The following is a 14,881-nucleotide window of genomic DNA, read 5'->3' on the forward strand; positions in this document are numbered from 1 at the left end:
GACCTAGAGGATTCCGATGTTGCGCTTCAGCTCGTGCGGGGTGACCTGCAGCCGATAGTCGTGCCATTCGGCCCGCTTGTTGCGCAGGAAGATTTCGTAGACCTGCTCGCCCAGGATGCCGGCAACCAGCTCCGACTCCTCCATCGCCCGGATGGCGTCGTGCAGGCTGGACGGCAGCGGGTCCAGCCCCATGGCGCGCCGCTCCGCGGTGCTCAGGCTCCAGACGTCGTCCTCGGCGGCCGGCGGCAGTTCGTAGCCCTCCTCGATCCCCTTCAGGCCGGCGCCGAGCAGCACCGCGTAGGACAAGTACGGGTTGGCCGCCGAATCAATGCCGCGGTATTCGACGCGGGCGGACTGGCCCTTGTTCGGCTTGTAGAGCGGAACCCGCAGCAGGGCGGAACGGTTGTTGTGGCCCCAGGAGATGTAGCTGGGGGCCTCTCCCCCGCCCCACAGCCGCTTGTACGAATTGACGAACTGGTTGGTGACGGCGGTGAACTCCGGCGCGTGGTGCAGGATCCCGGCCATGAACTGGCGGGCCGTTTTGGAGAGCTGGTATTCCGCGCCGGCTTCGAAGAACGCGTTCGAGTCGCCCTCAAACAGGGAAAAGTGGGTGTGCATGCCCGAGCCTGGGTGGTCGGAGAAAGGCTTGGGCATGAAGGTGGCATAGATGCCCTCCATCAACGCCACTTCCTTGACCACTGTGCGGAAGGTCATGATGTTGTCCGCGGTCTGCAGCGCATCGGCGTAGCGGAGGTCGATTTCGTTCTGCCCGGGACCATCCTCATGGTGGCTGAACTCCACCGAGATGCCGACGTTCTCGAGCATGGTCACCGCAGTGCGGCGGAAGTCCTGGGCCACGCCGCCGGGCACATGGTCGAAGTAGCCGGCCCGGTCCACGGGCACCGGAATCCCGTCCGGTCCCAGTTCGTCGGACTTGAGCAGGTAGAACTCGATCTCCGGATGGGTGTAGCAGGTGAAGCCCATCTCCGCCGCTTTGCTCAGCGTCCGCTTCAGCACGTTACGCGGATCGGCGCTGGAGGGCTCGCCGTCGGGCGTGAGCACGTCGCAGAACATCCGCGAGGTCTGCTCCGCTTCGCCCCGCCAGGGCAGGATCTGGAACGTGGTGGGATCCGGCTGGACCAGCATGTCCGACTCGAAGACACGGGCCAGGCCCTCGATCGAGGAACCGTCGAAGCCGAGCCCCTCTTCGAATGCACCTTCCACCTCAGCAGGAGCCAGCGCCACGGATTTCAGCGACCCGACGATGTCCGTGAACCAGAGCCGGACAAACCGCACGTCGCGCTCTTCGATGGTACGGAGGACAAATTCCTGCTGACGGTCCATGGGCTGCCTTTCACTGTGTCCGAGAGCGGCTTCTGATGTGGCATCTCAAGCCGCTTGCCAGAGCCTGCCGTGTACTTCCCCTTAGCCTACTGGCAGCACCCCCGAAGTTTCCGCCCCGGTAACGCATCCGCGCCCAAGTGGAGCAAGCAGACGTCTGAGGATTAGGCTCTATCACATGCCCACTTCACAGCCTTCCGGCGCTGAGCAGCCGGCTCCCTACGGCACGTCCGCGGCGGCTGCGGCCTCGCGCCCGGCTCGACGCACCCGCATCCACCACCTGCAACAGGCCAAGGACGAGGGCCGCCGCTTCGCGATGCTGACCGCCTATGACCAGTACACCGCGGAGATTTTCGACGCGGCCGGGATCGAAGTGCTGTTGATTGGCGACTCGGCGTCCAACAATGTCCTGGGCAACGAGACCTCGCTGCCGATCACGGTGGACGAGATGCTGCCGCTCTGCCGGGCAGTCGCCCGTTCGGCCCGCAGCGCCTTCGTCGTCGCCGACCTGCCCTTCGGCAGCTACGAGGTCTCGCCGGCGCAGGCAGTGGAAACCGGTGTGCGCTTCCTGAAGGAAACCGGAGTGCACGCAGTGAAGATGGAGGGCGGCGCCTACTACGCGGACACCGTCCGGGCCCTGGTCCAGGCGGGGGTCCCGGTGATGGCCCACATCGGCTTCACCCCGCAGAGCGAGCATGCGCTGGGCGGCTACCGGGTGCAGGGCCGCGGCGATGATGCCGGGCGGCTGATTGAGGATGCGCTGGCGCTGGAAGCGGCCGGTGCTTTTGCGGTGCTGATGGAAATGGTCCCGGCCGAGGCTGCAGCCAAGGTGGACCAGGCCCTGCACATTCCCACGGTCGGGATCGGCGCCGGCCCGTCCACCACCGGCCAGGTTCTCGTCTGGCAGGACATGGTGGGCCTGCGCGGCGGCAAGATGGCCCGGTTCGTCAAGCAGTACGCGGACGTGCGGAGCATCATTTCCGACGCCGCTGCCGCCTTCCGCTCGGACGTCCAGGACGGCGCGTTCCCCGGCCCGGAGCATTCCTTCTAGGCCAAAGCAACTGTCCGGGACGGAGCAACCGTCCAGGACGGCGGAATGCCGCCCAGCGACATAGCTTGCTGCCGCCGGAGAGGGCGGACGCGGTCAGTCGTCGTCGTCCTGGGCGTCCCACGCCTCGTTGCGCTGCTGCACCTTTTGCAGCGCCTGCTCGGCCTCGGCGCGCGTCTCGTAGGGGCCGATCAGCTGCGTCCAGTCGGACTGCGCGCCCACTTCCACTTCGTGGGTGACGACGTTGTACCAGAATTCCGCCATGCCGGCCTCCTTAAAGTCCATGGCGCCGCCGCCGGGCCAGGGAGCGCCGACGTCTCGCTCGGGCACCGCTGCAGCACCTATATGATCGATACTATGCCCCACAACGCAGCAACAGCACCCGTCGGAACCCTCGTTCAAGGCACCGTCGGCCCCACCTTGCCGGTCCCCGCTTCCATCGAGCGCCCCGAGTACGCATGGAAACCGGCGCCTGCCAAATTCACCGGGTCCGAGGTCAAGACACCGGAGACCATCGAGAAAATCCGCACCGCCGGACGGATCGCTGCACAGGCCATTGTGGAGGTCGGCAAGCACATCGAACCGGGGGTCACTACCGACCAACTGGACCGGATTGGCCACGAGTTCCTGCTGGACCACCACGCGTACCCCTCCTGCCTGGGCTACCGCGGTTTCCCGAAGTCGATCTGTTCGTCGATCAATGAAGTGATCTGCCACGGCATCCCGGATACCACCGTGGTGCAGGACGGCGACATCATCAACATCGATATCACCGCGTACCTGGACGGCGTCCACGGGGACACCAACTACACCTTCCTGGTGGGCGACGTCGATGAGGAATCGCGCCTGCTGGTGGAGCGCACACAGGAGTCACTGCGCCGCGGCATCAAGGCGGTGGCGCCGGGCCGCGAAATTAACGTCATTGGCCGGACCATCGAGTCCTTCGCGAAGCGTTTCGGCTATGGAGTGGTCCGCGATTTCACCGGCCATGGGGTCGGCGAAGCGTTCCACACCGGGCTGATCATCCCGCATTACGACGCCGCGCCCGCCTACAGCCGGCTGATCGAGCCGGGCATGGTCTTCACCATCGAGCCGATGCTGACCCTGGGCACCGTCGACTGGGAGATGTGGGACGACAACTGGACCGTGGTGACCAAGGACCGCAAACGGACCGCGCAGTTCGAGCACACCCTGGTGGTCACCGACTCCGGCGCCGAAATCCTGACCCTGCCCTAGTCCGGCACCGCCTCCGCACCGGGTAGGCTACCGATAGTCCGGCGTCGCACGCCGGCTACAAGCGCACACGGAGGTGGCATGGCGACCCAGGACGCCAAAAACAGCAAGGCAGCCAAACGGGCAGCACGCTCGGCGATCGGGATCGATATCGGCGGAACCGGCATCAAGGGCGGCATCGTCGACCTCAAAAAGGGAGACCTGGTCGGCGACCGCATCCGTTACGACACTCCCCGTCCGTCCACTCCGGAAGCAGTCGCCGAGGTTGTTGCGCGCATCGTCGCCGAACTCTGCGCGCGCCCGGACGGCCCTGGACCGGAGCGCCCGGTGGGCGTCACGTTCCCGGCCATCATTCGCCATGGTGTTGCCCGGTCGGCAGCCAATGTCGATCCCAGCTGGATCGGCACCGACGTCGATTCGCTGCTGAGCGAGAAAATGTCCCGTCCGGTCCAGGTGATGAACGACGCCGACGCGGCCGGGCTGGCCGAGGCGCGCTTTGGTGCCGGGGCCGGGGTGAAGGGCACCCTGCTGGTGATCACCCTGGGCACCGGCATCGGCTCGGCGTTCATCTTCAACGGCAAGCTGGTGCCCAACGCCGAACTGGGGCATCTGGAGCTGGACGGGCACGACGCCGAGACAAAGGCCTCTGCCGCTGCGCGTGAACGCGAAGGCCTGGATTGGGAGGAGTACGCGAAACGCCTGCAGCGCTACTTTTCCCACGTGGAGTTTTTGTTCTCGCCGGAACTGTTCATTGTTGGCGGCGGCATTTCCAAGCGCAGCGAGGACTTCCTGCCCCTGCTTCAGCTGGCCACGCCGATCATCCCCGCGCAGCTGCGGAACAATGCGGGAATTGTCGGGGCGGCACTGCAGTCGGCCATACACTTTGGATTCGCCAAGTAAAAAACTTGGTGCCGGTGGCGGCCTCGGCTTCCCCTCCGCAGCCGCCACCGGAGTCTGAGTGCGCTATTGCGCTGTCAACGGCCGCTGCCGGCCTTCCGGCCCTTGCTGGCCGTTTGCATCACGGCGCAACTGGTCGATGGCGGATTCGAAATCCTCCAGCGACTCGTAGCCCTGGTAAACGCTGGCGAACCGCAGGAAGGCGATCAGGTCCAGCTTCTTCAGCGGTCCGAGGATCGCCAGCCCCACCTCATGTGCGTCGATTTCCGCGGCCCCGCTGGCACGGACCGATTCTTCGACTTCCTGTGCCAGCATGGCCAGGTCGTCTTCCGTGACCGGACGTCCCTGGCACGCCTTGCGCACGCCGTTGACCACTTTGGTGCGGCTGAATGGCTCACTGACGCCGGAGCGCTTGATCACGCTGAGGCTGGTGGTCTCCACCGTGGTGAAGCGGCGCCCGCAGGCCGGGCACTGCCGGCGCCGACGGATCGCCGACCCATCGTCGGTGAGCCGGCTGTCCACTACCCGGGAATCGGAGTTGCGGCAGAACGGGCAATACACGCAACACTCCTTCCGTGGGGGAACACCAACAAAATCATCCTAGAACTAGATCTAGGTGAATTACAAGACTGTGATTACTACATGTTGGGGTTCAGTCCGCTCAGGCAAACCGGATCGCCACTGCATCGCCATGTGCGGGCAGGTCCTCCGCCCGGGACAATGCGCCAATATGTCCGCTGACCTCGCGCAACGCGCCGCTGCCATAGTTGATCACCTGGACCGCACGCAGGAAAGTCGTCACATTGAGCCCGCTGGCGAAGGTGGCGGTGCCGCTGGTTGGCAGCACATGGTTGGAGCCGGCGCAGTAGTCGCCCAGGCTCACCGGGCTGTAATCGCCCACGAAGATCGCGCCCGCGTTGCGGATCCGGGCGGCCACCGCGGCGGCGTCGGCAGTGTGGATTTCCAGGTGTTCGGCGGCGTAGGCGTCGCACACCGCAATGCCCTGGTCCAGCCCATCCACCAGGATGGTGCCCGACTGCGGTCCGGCCAGCGCCTGGCGAACGCGCTCGGAGTGCTTGGTCTTGGCGATCTGGACACCGAGTTCCCCGCGGACGGCCTGCGCCAGTTCCTCCGACGCAGTGATCAGGACGGAGGCGGCATGCGGGTCGTGCTCGGCCTGGCTGATCAGGTCGGCAGCCACGAAGGCCGGATTGGCGGTGTCGTCGGCCAAGATAGCTATTTCGGTGGTGCCGGCTTCGGCGTCGATGCCCACCACGCTCTTGACCAGCCGCTTGGCCGTGGCCACGAAAACGTTGCCGGGTCCGGTGACGACGTCCACGGGTTCCAGTGCCGGGCCGTGCTCGTTGGCCGGCACGCCGTAGGCGAACGCAGCAACCGCCTGTGCACCGCCGATGGCATAGACCTCGTCAATGCCCAGCAGCTTGGCGGCGGCCAGGATGGTGGGGTGCGGCAGCGAGCCGAAGTCCTTTTGCGGCGGCGACGCCAGTGCGATGGACGCCACGCCTGCGGCCTGTGCCGGCACGACGTTCATGACCACGGAGGATGGGTACACGGCCAGTCCGCCGGGGACGTAGAGACCCACGCGGTTCACCGGGATCCACTTGTGCGTCACCACTGCCCCGTCACTGATTTCGACGTCGGTGTCCCCCGGCACTTGTGCCGCGGCGAACCGGCGGGCCCGCACGATGGACTCCTCCAGGGCGGCACGGACCTGCGGGTCCAGATGCTCCAGGGCCTCGTCCAGGGCCGCTGCCGGCACCCGGGGATGAAGCTGCTCCACACCGTCGAACCGGCGCGCGAGTTCGGCCAAGGCGGCATAACCGTCCGCGCGCACCTTGCCGATGATCTCCTCGACGGCGCCGGTGGCGGCGTCGAAGGTGGTCTCCGCCCGGGGCATGGCGGCTTTCAGCTCGGCGGTGCCGAGGCTGCGGCCGCGCAGGTCCAGCGTGGGGAAATCGTCAAAGGCTTTGGCTGCAGAAGTCACCCACCCATTCTACTGACCGCCCGCCGCCTGCTGGGTCAGGCGTCGAGGCAGGCAGGCCCCAGCAGCACCTTGAGGTCGCCGAACAGCGAGGGGTTCGGATTAACCCGCAGGTCCACGCCCAGCTTCATCACCTCGACCTTGCGGGAGCTGTTCAGCCGCACCTGCACCTCGGTGGTGCCGGGATGGGTGCGCAGCACGTCCCCTAGCGCGGTCACCACCGATTCGGTCGCCTTGAAGCTCGCCATCGAAATCACCACCGGCCCGGAATGCCCGTCGCTCAGGTCTGGCACGGTCAGTTCCTGCGCATTCAGCGTGACAGCCCCGTCGTCGCGGCGCTGCAGCCGCCCGCGGACCACCACGATCAGGTCCTCGGCCAGCACGGTGGCGATCGGTGCATAGGCCTGGCCGAAAAACATGACCTCCATCGAGCCGCCGAGGTCCTCGACTTCGGCCCGCGCGTAGGCGTTGCCGCTGTTCTTGGCGATCCTGCGCTGCAGCGAGGTGATCATGCCGGCAATGGTGATGATCTGTCCGTCCGGCGGCCCGTCTTCGCCGATCAGCGAGGTGATCGACATGTCCGCGTGTTGGCTCAGGATCCCGTCCAGGCCCTGCAGCGGGTGGTCGGACACATACAGGCCCAGCATGTCGCGCTCGAACGCGAGCTTGTCCTTCTTGTCCCACTCGGGCAGGTCCGGCACATCCACCGCGAGGCCGCCGGCGGTTTCGCCGCCGTCGTCGAACGCGCTGAAGAGGTCGAACTGGTTGGCGGCCTCGTTGCGCTTGAGCACGATGACCGAATCCACCGCCTCTTCGTGGATCATTGCCAGCGCGCGGCGCGGATGGCCCAGCGAGTCAAACGCGCCGGCCTTGACCAGCGACTCGATGGTGCGCTTGTTGCAGACGACGGCCGGAACCTTTTGCAGGAAATCGCTGAAGCTGGCGAAGTTGCCCTTCTCGTCGCGGGCGGCCACCATGGCGTGCACCACGTTGGCGCCGACGTTGCGGATGGCGCCCATGCCGAAGCGGATGTCCTTGCCCACCGGGGTGAAGTTCAGCGCGGATTCGTTGACATCCGGCGGCAGCACGGTGATGCCCATGTGGCGGCATTCGTTCAGGTACAGCGCCAGTTTGTCCTTGTCGTCGCCCACCGAGGTGAGCAGCGCGGCCATGTATTCGGCCGGGTAGTGCGCCTTCAGGTAGGCCGTCCAGTAGGAGACCAGGCCGTAGGCGGCCGAGTGGGCCTTGTTGAAGGCATAGTCGGAGAACGGCAGCAGGATGTCCCACAGTGCCTTGATGGCTGCCTCGGAGTAGCCGCGGTCCACCATGCCCTGGTGGAAGCCCTCATACTGCTTGTCCAGCTCGGACTTCTTCTTCTTGCCCATCGCACGACGCAGAATGTCCGCTTGGCCCAGCGAGAAGCCGGCCACCTTCTGGGCGATCGCCATTACCTGCTCCTGATACACGATCAGGCCGTAGGTGGTGTCGAGGATTTCCCGGAGCGGTTCTTCCAGCTCCGCGTGGATCGGGGTGATCTCCTGGAGGCCGGTCTTGCGCAGGGCGTAGTTGGTGTGCGAGTTGGCGCCCATCGGACCCGGCCGGTACAGGGCGATCACGGCGGAGATGTCTTCGAAGTTGTCCGGCCGCATCATCTTCAGCAGCGACCGCATGGGGCCGCCGTCGAGCTGGAAGACGCCCAGGGTGTCGCCGCGCGCGAGCAGTTCGTAGGATCCGCGGTCGTCGAGGTCCAGCGTTTCAAGATCCAGGTCCACGTCCTGGTTCATCTTGATGTTCTCGATGGCGTCGGTGATGATCGTCAGGTTGCGCAGGCCGAGGAAGTCCATCTTGATCAGGCCGAGGCCTTCACAGGTGGGATAGTCGAACTGCGTAATGACCTGGCCGTCCTGTTCCCGGCGCATGATCGGAATGATGTCGATCAGCGGATCCGAGGACATGATCACGCCGGCTGCGTGCACACCCCACTGGCGCTTCAGCCCTTCCAGGCCCAGCGCGGTTTCGAAGACCTTGGCGGAATCTGCGTCCGACTTGAGCAGTTCGCGCATCTCCTCGGCCTCGCCGTAACGCTTAGCGCTGGGATCGTGCACTTCCTTCAGCGTCAGGCCCTTGCCCATGACATCCGGCGGCATGGCCTTGGTCAGCCGCTCGCCGGTGGAGAACGGGTAGCCCATCACGCGGGAGGAGTCCTTCAACGCCTGCTTGGCCTTGATGGTGCCGTACGTGACGATCATGGCCACCCGGTCGTCACCGTACTTCTCGGTGACGTACTTGATCACCTCGGGGCGGCGCCGATCATCGAAGTCAACGTCGAAGTCAGGCATCGAGACGCGGTCCGGGTTGAGGAAGCGCTCGAAAATCAGTCCGTGCTTGAGCGGGTTCAGGTCGGTGATGCGCATCGCGTAGGCCACCATCGAGCCGGCGCCGGAACCGCGGCCCGGGCCGACCCGGATGCCGTTGTCCTTGGACCAGTTGATGAAGTCGGCGACCACCAGGAAGTAGCCGGGGAAGCCCATCTGCAGGATGATGCCTATCTCATATTCGGCCTGCTTGCGCACGTCGTCGGGAATGCCGGTCGGGAACCGGTAGTGCAGGCCCTTCTCGACCTCCTTGACGAACCAGGATTCCTCGTTCTCGCCCTCCGGCACCGGGAACACCGGCATGTAGGAGGCCTTGGTGTTGAACTCCACGTTGCAGCGCTCGGCGATCAGCAGGGTGTTGTCGCACGCTTCGGGCACGTCGCGGAAAATGGCCCGCATTTCCGCCGGGGACTTCAGGTAGAACTCGTCGGCGTCGAACTTGAAGCGCTTGGGGTCGGCCAGCGAAGAGCCCGATTGCACGCACAGCAGCGCCGCGTGCGATTTCGCATCCTCGGCGTGCGTGTAGTGGAGGTCGTTGGTGGCCACGAACGGCAGCCCGAGTTCGCGTGCCAGTTTCCGCAGGTCGGTCTGCACGTTGCGTTCGATGTCCAGGCCGTGGTCCATCAGCTCGCAGAAGAAGTTTTCCTTGCCGAAGATGTCCCGGAAATCGGAGGCCGCCTGCTTGGCTTCGTTGTAGAGGCCCAGCCGGAGCTTCGTCTGGACTTCGCCGGATGGGCAGCCGGTGGTGGCGATCAGGCCCTTGCCGTAGGTCTGCAGCAGGTCCCGGTCCATTCGGGGCTTGTACAGATAGCCTTCCAGCGACGCCAGCGACGAGGCGCGGAAGAGGTTATGCATACCCTCGGTGGTCTCGGCCCACATGGTCATATGGGTGTAGGCGCCGGCACCGGAGACGTCGTTGCGTCCGCCGTCGCCCCAGCGCACGCGCGTCTTATCCGCCCGGGCGGTGCCCGGGGTCAGGTAGGCTTCGACGCCGACAATCGGCTTGACCCCGGCGTTGCGGGCCTTGTTCCAGAAATCGAAGGCACCGAAGACGAACCCGTGGTCCGTCGTCGCCACCGCGTTCATGCCCAGTTCCTCGGTGTGGCTGAACAAGTCCGTCAGCCGCGCGGCACCGTCGAGCATCGAGTACTCGGTGTGGTTGTGAAGATGAACGAAGGAATCGTTGCCGGTCTTGGAAGAAGTCACTGCTGCCACCGTTTCATTCTAGGTGTCGGAGCCAGCCAGTCCGGGCTACACGCGGTGTTCGGCCAGTGCCTGCAGCGCGTAAGCCAGGTCCTGCGGGTACTCGCTTTCGTATTCGACCCATTCCCCGGTGCCGGGGTGATGGAAGCCAAGCTTTTTGGCATGCAGCCATTGCCGGGTCAGGCCCAGCGCTGCGGCAAGTTTCGGATCGGCACCATAGGTCAGGTCGCCCGCACAGGGATGCCGGAGCGCCGAGAAGTGGACGCGGATCTGGTGCGTCCGGCCGGTTTCCAAATGGACTTCGACCAAGGAGGCCTTGCCGAAAGCCTCAATGACCTCATAATGGGTCAGCGAATGGCGGCCGTCCTCGACGACGGCGAAGCGCCAGTCGTAGCCGGGGTGCCGGCCGATCGGCGCGTCGATCGTGCCCTCCAGCGGATCCGGCAACCCCTGCACGAGGGCGTGGTAGACCTTGTCCACCGTGCGGTCCTTGAAGGCCCGCTTCAGCAGCGTGTAGCCGTGTTCTGTCTTGGCCACCACCATCACGCCGGACGTTCCCACGTCCAGCCGGTGGACAATCCCGGCCCGTTCGGCCGCACCCGACGTCGAAATCCGGTAGCCGCGTGCAGCCAGGGCACCGACCACGGTGGGGCCCACCCAGCCCGGCGATGGATGCGCTGCCACGCCCACCGGTTTGTCGATGACGACGAAATCGTCCTCGTCTCCGAGAATCTTCAAATCCTCAACCTCTTCCACCACGACGGCGAGTGGATCCCGCTGCTCCGGTACGGTGATCCGCAGGCTTCCCTGTCCCGGTAGCTTCGCCGATTTGGCAATGGCACGGCCGTCCAGTTGCACGTGTTTGTCGCCGAAAAGTGCCGCTGCGGCCGTGCGGGAGATGCCCAGCTGCGCGGCGACCACTGTGTCCGCTCGTTCGCCGGCCGTCCCGGCGTCCAGCTCGACGACCCTGACGTCGTCAGTCACCGCTCTCCCCTGCCGGCTTGTTCCCATCGAGCGGCTTGCCGTCCCCGTCCGACGTGCGGTCCGCGGTCTTGGCGGTCTGCCGGGTGCCGTCCATGCCGATGCCCATGAAAGTCAGCACGCACCACAGGATGACCGCGCCGACGACGGCGGAGTCCGCGATGTTGAAGATGGCAAAGTTCGGGAAGGCGATGAAATCCACCACGTGCCCGACGCCGAAAGCCGGTTCCCGGAACAGCCGGTCGGTCAGGTTGCCCAGCGCGCCGCCGAGCAGGAAGCCGAGGGCCACTGACCACCACAGCGAGCGGACCTTGCGGGCGTAAACCAGAATCGCGATGGCCACTGCCGACATCACCAGGGTAAACACCCAGGTGTGGTCCTGCCCGATGGAGAACGCCGCACCCGAGTTGCGGATGAAGTGCCAGTGCAACAGCGGCGGCAGCACAGGGGTGATCTGCCCCTCGGTCATGGTGGACACAACCCACCACTTGGTCAGTTGGTCAAAGGCATAGGCGAAGGCCGCGCACCCGGCCAGCAGGAGGATGAACCGGCCGCTGCCCTTGCGTTGTCCGGCGTCGGCCGCCGCCTCTTCGTTGGATGGATCAGCTGCCGGTGGAGTTTCTGACATGTCTCTCTCGTCTTCAGTGCCGTCCGGGGCACCGCTGCGGTGTCCAAAGGCAATGGCCGGCGGCAGGATGATCCCGGCGCCGGCCATGGGGAGCCCTGTCGAACAGGGCCGTCAGTTACCTTCCGCGCTTACGCGTCGGCGCTGTCCTTGACTTCGGGAGCAGCGAAGGAACCGCGGGCTTCCAGATCGCGCAGCTGGCCTTCGATGTAGGCCTTCAGACGGGCGCGGTAGTCGCGCTCGAAGCCGCGCAGCTGCTCGAGCTTGCGCTCCAGCACAGCCTTCTGCTGCTCCAGGTTGCCCAGGGTCTTGCGGCTCTTTTCTTCGGCGTCATTGACCAGGCTGCTGGCTTCGAGCTGCGCCTCGGCAATGATCTTGTCCCGCTGCTCCACGCCGGCGGTGACGTACTCGTCGTGGAGCTTCTGGGCCATGGCCAGCACACCTGCCGCCGACTCGGCGGTAGCGGAGCGGTCGGCCTCGGGAGCTGCGGCGGCCGCCGGAGCCGGCTTCGGCTCTTCCTTCGGCTTGACCTCGACCTTGGGCTCTTCCTTGACCTGTTCCCGGACCTGTTCGGTCTTCGGTGCGGCGGAGACCGGGGCCGGCACGGAGGCCTCCGGAGCCTGGCCCGACGTGGCTTCAGCCAGCTTCTTGCGAAGTTCGTCGTTCTCCTGGTTCAGCCGGCGGAGTTCAACGACGATCTCATCGAGAAAGTCGTCAACCTCATCCTGGTCATAGCCTTCGCGGAACTTAGTCGGCTGGAACCGCTTGTTGACAACGTCTTCTGGCGTCAAAGCCATCTGGTCACCTCATACTGGTTCGTGTGGGTCATGAATGCAACGTGCTGGATTCATAACAACGGTAGCGAATAGTCCCCGTGCAACGGACATCCGCCAGCTATATCTGAATCAGAATATATCGTTTCGGAGACGAACACTAACGCGCCTTCGGTCAGGCCAGCCCTGCCACAACCGCCATCGCGATGGTCACGGCAAGGAACAGCACCAGGAAGGCGAGATCGAGCGCGAATCCGCCGATCCGCAGCGGCGGAATGATCCGCCGAAGGCCCTTCAGCGGCGGGTCGGTCACTGTGTAAATCACGGAAGCTGCGACCAGTGCGATGCCGCGCGGCCGCCAGCGCCGGGCGAAGGCCTGCACGACTTCAAAAACGATGCGCACGATCAAGGCCAGTTGGAACAACATCAAGATCAGGTACAGCAGGACGAAAATGATGGACACGCCTGTTCCACGATTCCTAGCGCTAGAAGGATTTTGACGGCGGCATGCCTCCCGGAAAGTGCGGCAGGCTAGCTCTGGTTGAAGAAGCTGGCCTGCTGGTCGCTGGACTTGCGGTCCTCACCCAGCACTTCCACGCTTGACGGCGAGAGGAGGAAAACCTTGTTGGTTACCCGCTCAATGCTACCGTGCAGGCCGAAGACCAAGCCGGCAGAGAAATCGACCAGGCGCTTGGCCTCCGCTTCGCCCATATCGGTGACATTCATGATCACCGGGATACCGTCCCGGAAACTCTCGCCGATCACTTTGGCATCGTTGTAGGAGCGGGGGTGCACGGTGGTGATCTGGTGCAGCACGGTGGCGTCCTCGCGGGCGGACGGAGCGCGCTTGATTGGGGTTACCGGTGCTCGATATTCCTCGGCAGCCGGCTTGACCGGTGCCGCTGCAGGCTCCGCACGGCGTTCCTGTCGGGGCTGGTCCACGGGCTGCTCCTCGTCTCGAGCGGCCGTGTCCGGCTGCTCGGGTTCGTAGTGCTCGTCACCATCGGCGAGCCCAAGATAAATCATTGTCTTGCGCAGTGTGCCTGCCATGGTAGCTCCCATCCTGTCTTCAGCGCTGCTGTCTGCCTTGCGCGGCCCCCGGTCATGAAAATGGGGTCCGGCACAGAGCCTGCCTAGCCAAAACGCTACCGCACGGCCGGTCGTGGTCCGAGGACATCTGATCCGACACGGAGGTGTGTCGCGCCCGCGGCCACCGCTGCTTCCAGGTCCTGGCTCATCCCCGCCGAGATCATGTCGGCCCCGGGATGCTCCTGCCGGAGCAGTTGCGCGAATTCCGCCAGCCGGCCGAAGGCGCGGGCCGGGTCTGCCCCCAACGGCGCGACCGCCATCAGCCCCGCCGGAGTCAGCCCCTCAGTCTCCTGAAGGGCAGTGGCCAGCTCGCGGATTTCTCCGGGCCGGGCACCGCCGCGCGCCGCCGTTCCGGCGGCCGGCGGGAGGTCCGATTCGTCAAGGTCCACTTGGATCAGGCAGCCGAGAGCCGCGCGCGGCTCCAGCCCGGCAGCCTGCCGCCGTTCCTGCTCGGCCGCCATGGCCTTGCCCAGTGCGCGGACAAGCTGTGGCCGGTCCACCGAATGAATCAGATCGGCGTAGCGGACCACCGACTTCGCCTTGTTGGTTTGCAGTTGTCCGATGAAATGCCAGCGCAGCCCGCGGCCGGCCAGCTCCGCCGCCTTCGCGGCAGCTTCCTGGTCCCGGTTCTCCCCGACGTCGCGCACACCCAGGTCATGCAGCAGCGCAACATCGGAGGCCGGGAAGAACTTCGTCACCACAATCAGCTCCGGTTCCGCCGGGAGGCCCGCCGCGGCCCGAGTGATCCTGGCCCGGACACGTTCCAGGTTCGCCGCGAGTTCGGCCTTCCGGGTGTTGCTGTTCATGCGTCCTTCCAGACCAGGCCGGCGAACCGGCCGGTGCTGTGATCCCGCCGGTAGGAGTACAACCGGCTTTCCTCCCGGGTGCAGCCGGGCACCCGGTGCGCCTCCACGCCGAGTCCGGCCAGTTCTGCCGCGGCGCCGGCGGCAAGATCCAGTGCCGGCGTCCCCCAGGCGGTCCGCGACGCCAGTTCGGGAATCCGGGCGGTGGCATCGGCCTGCATGTCTTCGGGAACCTCATAGCAGGCTCCGCAGATGGACGGGCCGATCCATGCCTGCAGTCCGGCGGCGCCCGCATCACGAAGCCCCGCCACGGCGTTGGCCAGCACCCCGTCCAGCAGGCCGCGGCGGCCGGCGTGGGCCACCGCGGTGGCGGCACCGCCGCCGGGCAACGTCCCCACCAGCACCACGGGCAGGCAGTCCGCCACCATCACGGCCAGCGGCGCCCCGCCGTCGGGGCTTACCAGAGCATCGGCCGTCACGGCCAGCTGCGACGAAGCGGGACCGTCGGCGG

Annotated in this window: 15 protein-coding genes; 3 read left to right on the top strand and 12 right to left on the bottom strand. The window is 65.7% G+C overall.

Features of this window, described 5'->3' with window-relative positions; all coding sequences use genetic code 11:
- Positions 1 to 3 precede the first annotated feature (3 nt).
- Entirely contained in the window at positions 4 to 1,344 is a 1,341-nt protein-coding gene (locus ACMX2H_RS08865) for a glutamine synthetase family protein (protein WP_127514406.1), read from the bottom strand.
- Positions 1,345 to 1,519: 175 nt separating this feature from the next.
- On the opposite strand from ACMX2H_RS08865, the gene panB reads away from it, so the two are divergent.
- Positions 1,520 to 2,392: a 3-methyl-2-oxobutanoate hydroxymethyltransferase gene (gene panB / locus ACMX2H_RS08870; RefSeq protein WP_414960143.1), complete on the top strand. Its 873-nt coding sequence runs from the start codon at positions 1,520 to 1,522 to the stop codon at positions 2,390 to 2,392.
- 93 nt (positions 2,393 to 2,485) lie between these two features.
- Here panB and ACMX2H_RS08875 read toward each other — a convergent pair whose 3' ends face one another.
- Entirely contained in the window at positions 2,486 to 2,653 is a 168-nt protein-coding gene (locus ACMX2H_RS08875; protein ID WP_136785082.1) for an SPOR domain-containing protein, read from the bottom strand.
- 93 nt (positions 2,654 to 2,746) lie between these two features.
- On the opposite strand from ACMX2H_RS08875, the gene map reads away from it, so the two are divergent.
- Complete coding sequence (gene map, locus ACMX2H_RS08880; protein ID WP_414960144.1) at positions 2,747 to 3,625, top strand: type I methionyl aminopeptidase; 879 nt, start codon at positions 2,747 to 2,749, stop codon at positions 3,623 to 3,625.
- Between the two features lie 78 nt (positions 3,626 to 3,703).
- Positions 3,704 to 4,522, top strand: a complete 819-nt coding sequence (gene ppgK, locus ACMX2H_RS08885; RefSeq protein WP_414960145.1) for a polyphosphate--glucose phosphotransferase — start codon at positions 3,704 to 3,706, stop codon at positions 4,520 to 4,522.
- A gap of 63 nt (positions 4,523 to 4,585) precedes the next feature.
- Here ppgK and nrdR read toward each other — a convergent pair whose 3' ends face one another.
- The 10 genes from nrdR to ACMX2H_RS08935 all read right to left on the bottom strand — a co-directional run.
- Positions 4,586 to 5,080: a transcriptional regulator NrdR gene (gene nrdR / locus ACMX2H_RS08890; protein WP_414960146.1), complete on the bottom strand. Its 495-nt coding sequence runs from the start codon at positions 5,078 to 5,080 to the stop codon at positions 4,586 to 4,588.
- 100 nt (positions 5,081 to 5,180) lie between these two features.
- Complete coding sequence (hisD, locus tag ACMX2H_RS08895) at positions 5,181 to 6,524, bottom strand: histidinol dehydrogenase (protein ID WP_414960147.1); 1,344 nt, start codon at positions 6,522 to 6,524, stop codon at positions 5,181 to 5,183.
- A 35-nt stretch (positions 6,525 to 6,559) separates the two neighbouring features.
- Positions 6,560 to 10,039 (bottom strand): DNA polymerase III subunit alpha, encoded by a 3,480-nt coding sequence (gene dnaE / locus ACMX2H_RS08900; RefSeq protein ID WP_414960156.1) that lies wholly within the window; start codon positions 10,037 to 10,039, stop codon positions 6,560 to 6,562.
- 108 nt (positions 10,040 to 10,147) lie between these two features.
- A complete protein-coding gene (locus ACMX2H_RS08905) occupies positions 10,148 to 11,083 on the bottom strand; it encodes an RluA family pseudouridine synthase (RefSeq protein ID WP_240691729.1) in 936 nt (311 codons plus the stop codon).
- Complete coding sequence (gene lspA / locus ACMX2H_RS08910) at positions 11,076 to 11,708, bottom strand: signal peptidase II (RefSeq protein ID WP_414960148.1); 633 nt, start codon at positions 11,706 to 11,708, stop codon at positions 11,076 to 11,078. The genes ACMX2H_RS08905 and lspA overlap by 8 nt, the downstream gene beginning before the upstream one ends.
- 128 nt (positions 11,709 to 11,836) lie before the next feature.
- A complete protein-coding gene (locus ACMX2H_RS08915) occupies positions 11,837 to 12,502 on the bottom strand; it encodes a DivIVA domain-containing protein (RefSeq protein ID WP_414960149.1) in 666 nt (221 codons plus the stop codon).
- 151 nt (positions 12,503 to 12,653) lie between these two features.
- Complete coding sequence (locus tag ACMX2H_RS08920; RefSeq protein ID WP_136785075.1) at positions 12,654 to 12,941, bottom strand: YggT family protein; 288 nt, start codon at positions 12,939 to 12,941, stop codon at positions 12,654 to 12,656.
- A gap of 68 nt (positions 12,942 to 13,009) precedes the next feature.
- On the bottom strand, positions 13,010 to 13,528 hold the full coding sequence (locus ACMX2H_RS08925) for a cell division protein SepF (protein ID WP_136785074.1): 519 nt from the start codon (positions 13,526 to 13,528) through the stop codon (positions 13,010 to 13,012).
- A gap of 95 nt (positions 13,529 to 13,623) precedes the next feature.
- Positions 13,624 to 14,373 (bottom strand): YggS family pyridoxal phosphate-dependent enzyme, encoded by a 750-nt coding sequence (locus ACMX2H_RS08930; protein WP_414960150.1) that lies wholly within the window; start codon positions 14,371 to 14,373, stop codon positions 13,624 to 13,626.
- A partial coding sequence (locus ACMX2H_RS08935; RefSeq protein ID WP_414960151.1) for a purine nucleoside phosphorylase YfiH/LACC1 family protein occupies positions 14,370 to 14,881 on the bottom strand: 512 nt, incomplete at its 5' end. The genes ACMX2H_RS08930 and ACMX2H_RS08935, both read right to left, overlap by 4 nt.

The organism is Arthrobacter sulfonylureivorans (assembly GCF_047607445.1).
GTDB classification, from domain to species: Bacteria; Actinomycetota; Actinomycetes; order Actinomycetales; family Micrococcaceae; genus Crystallibacter; species Crystallibacter sulfonylureivorans_A.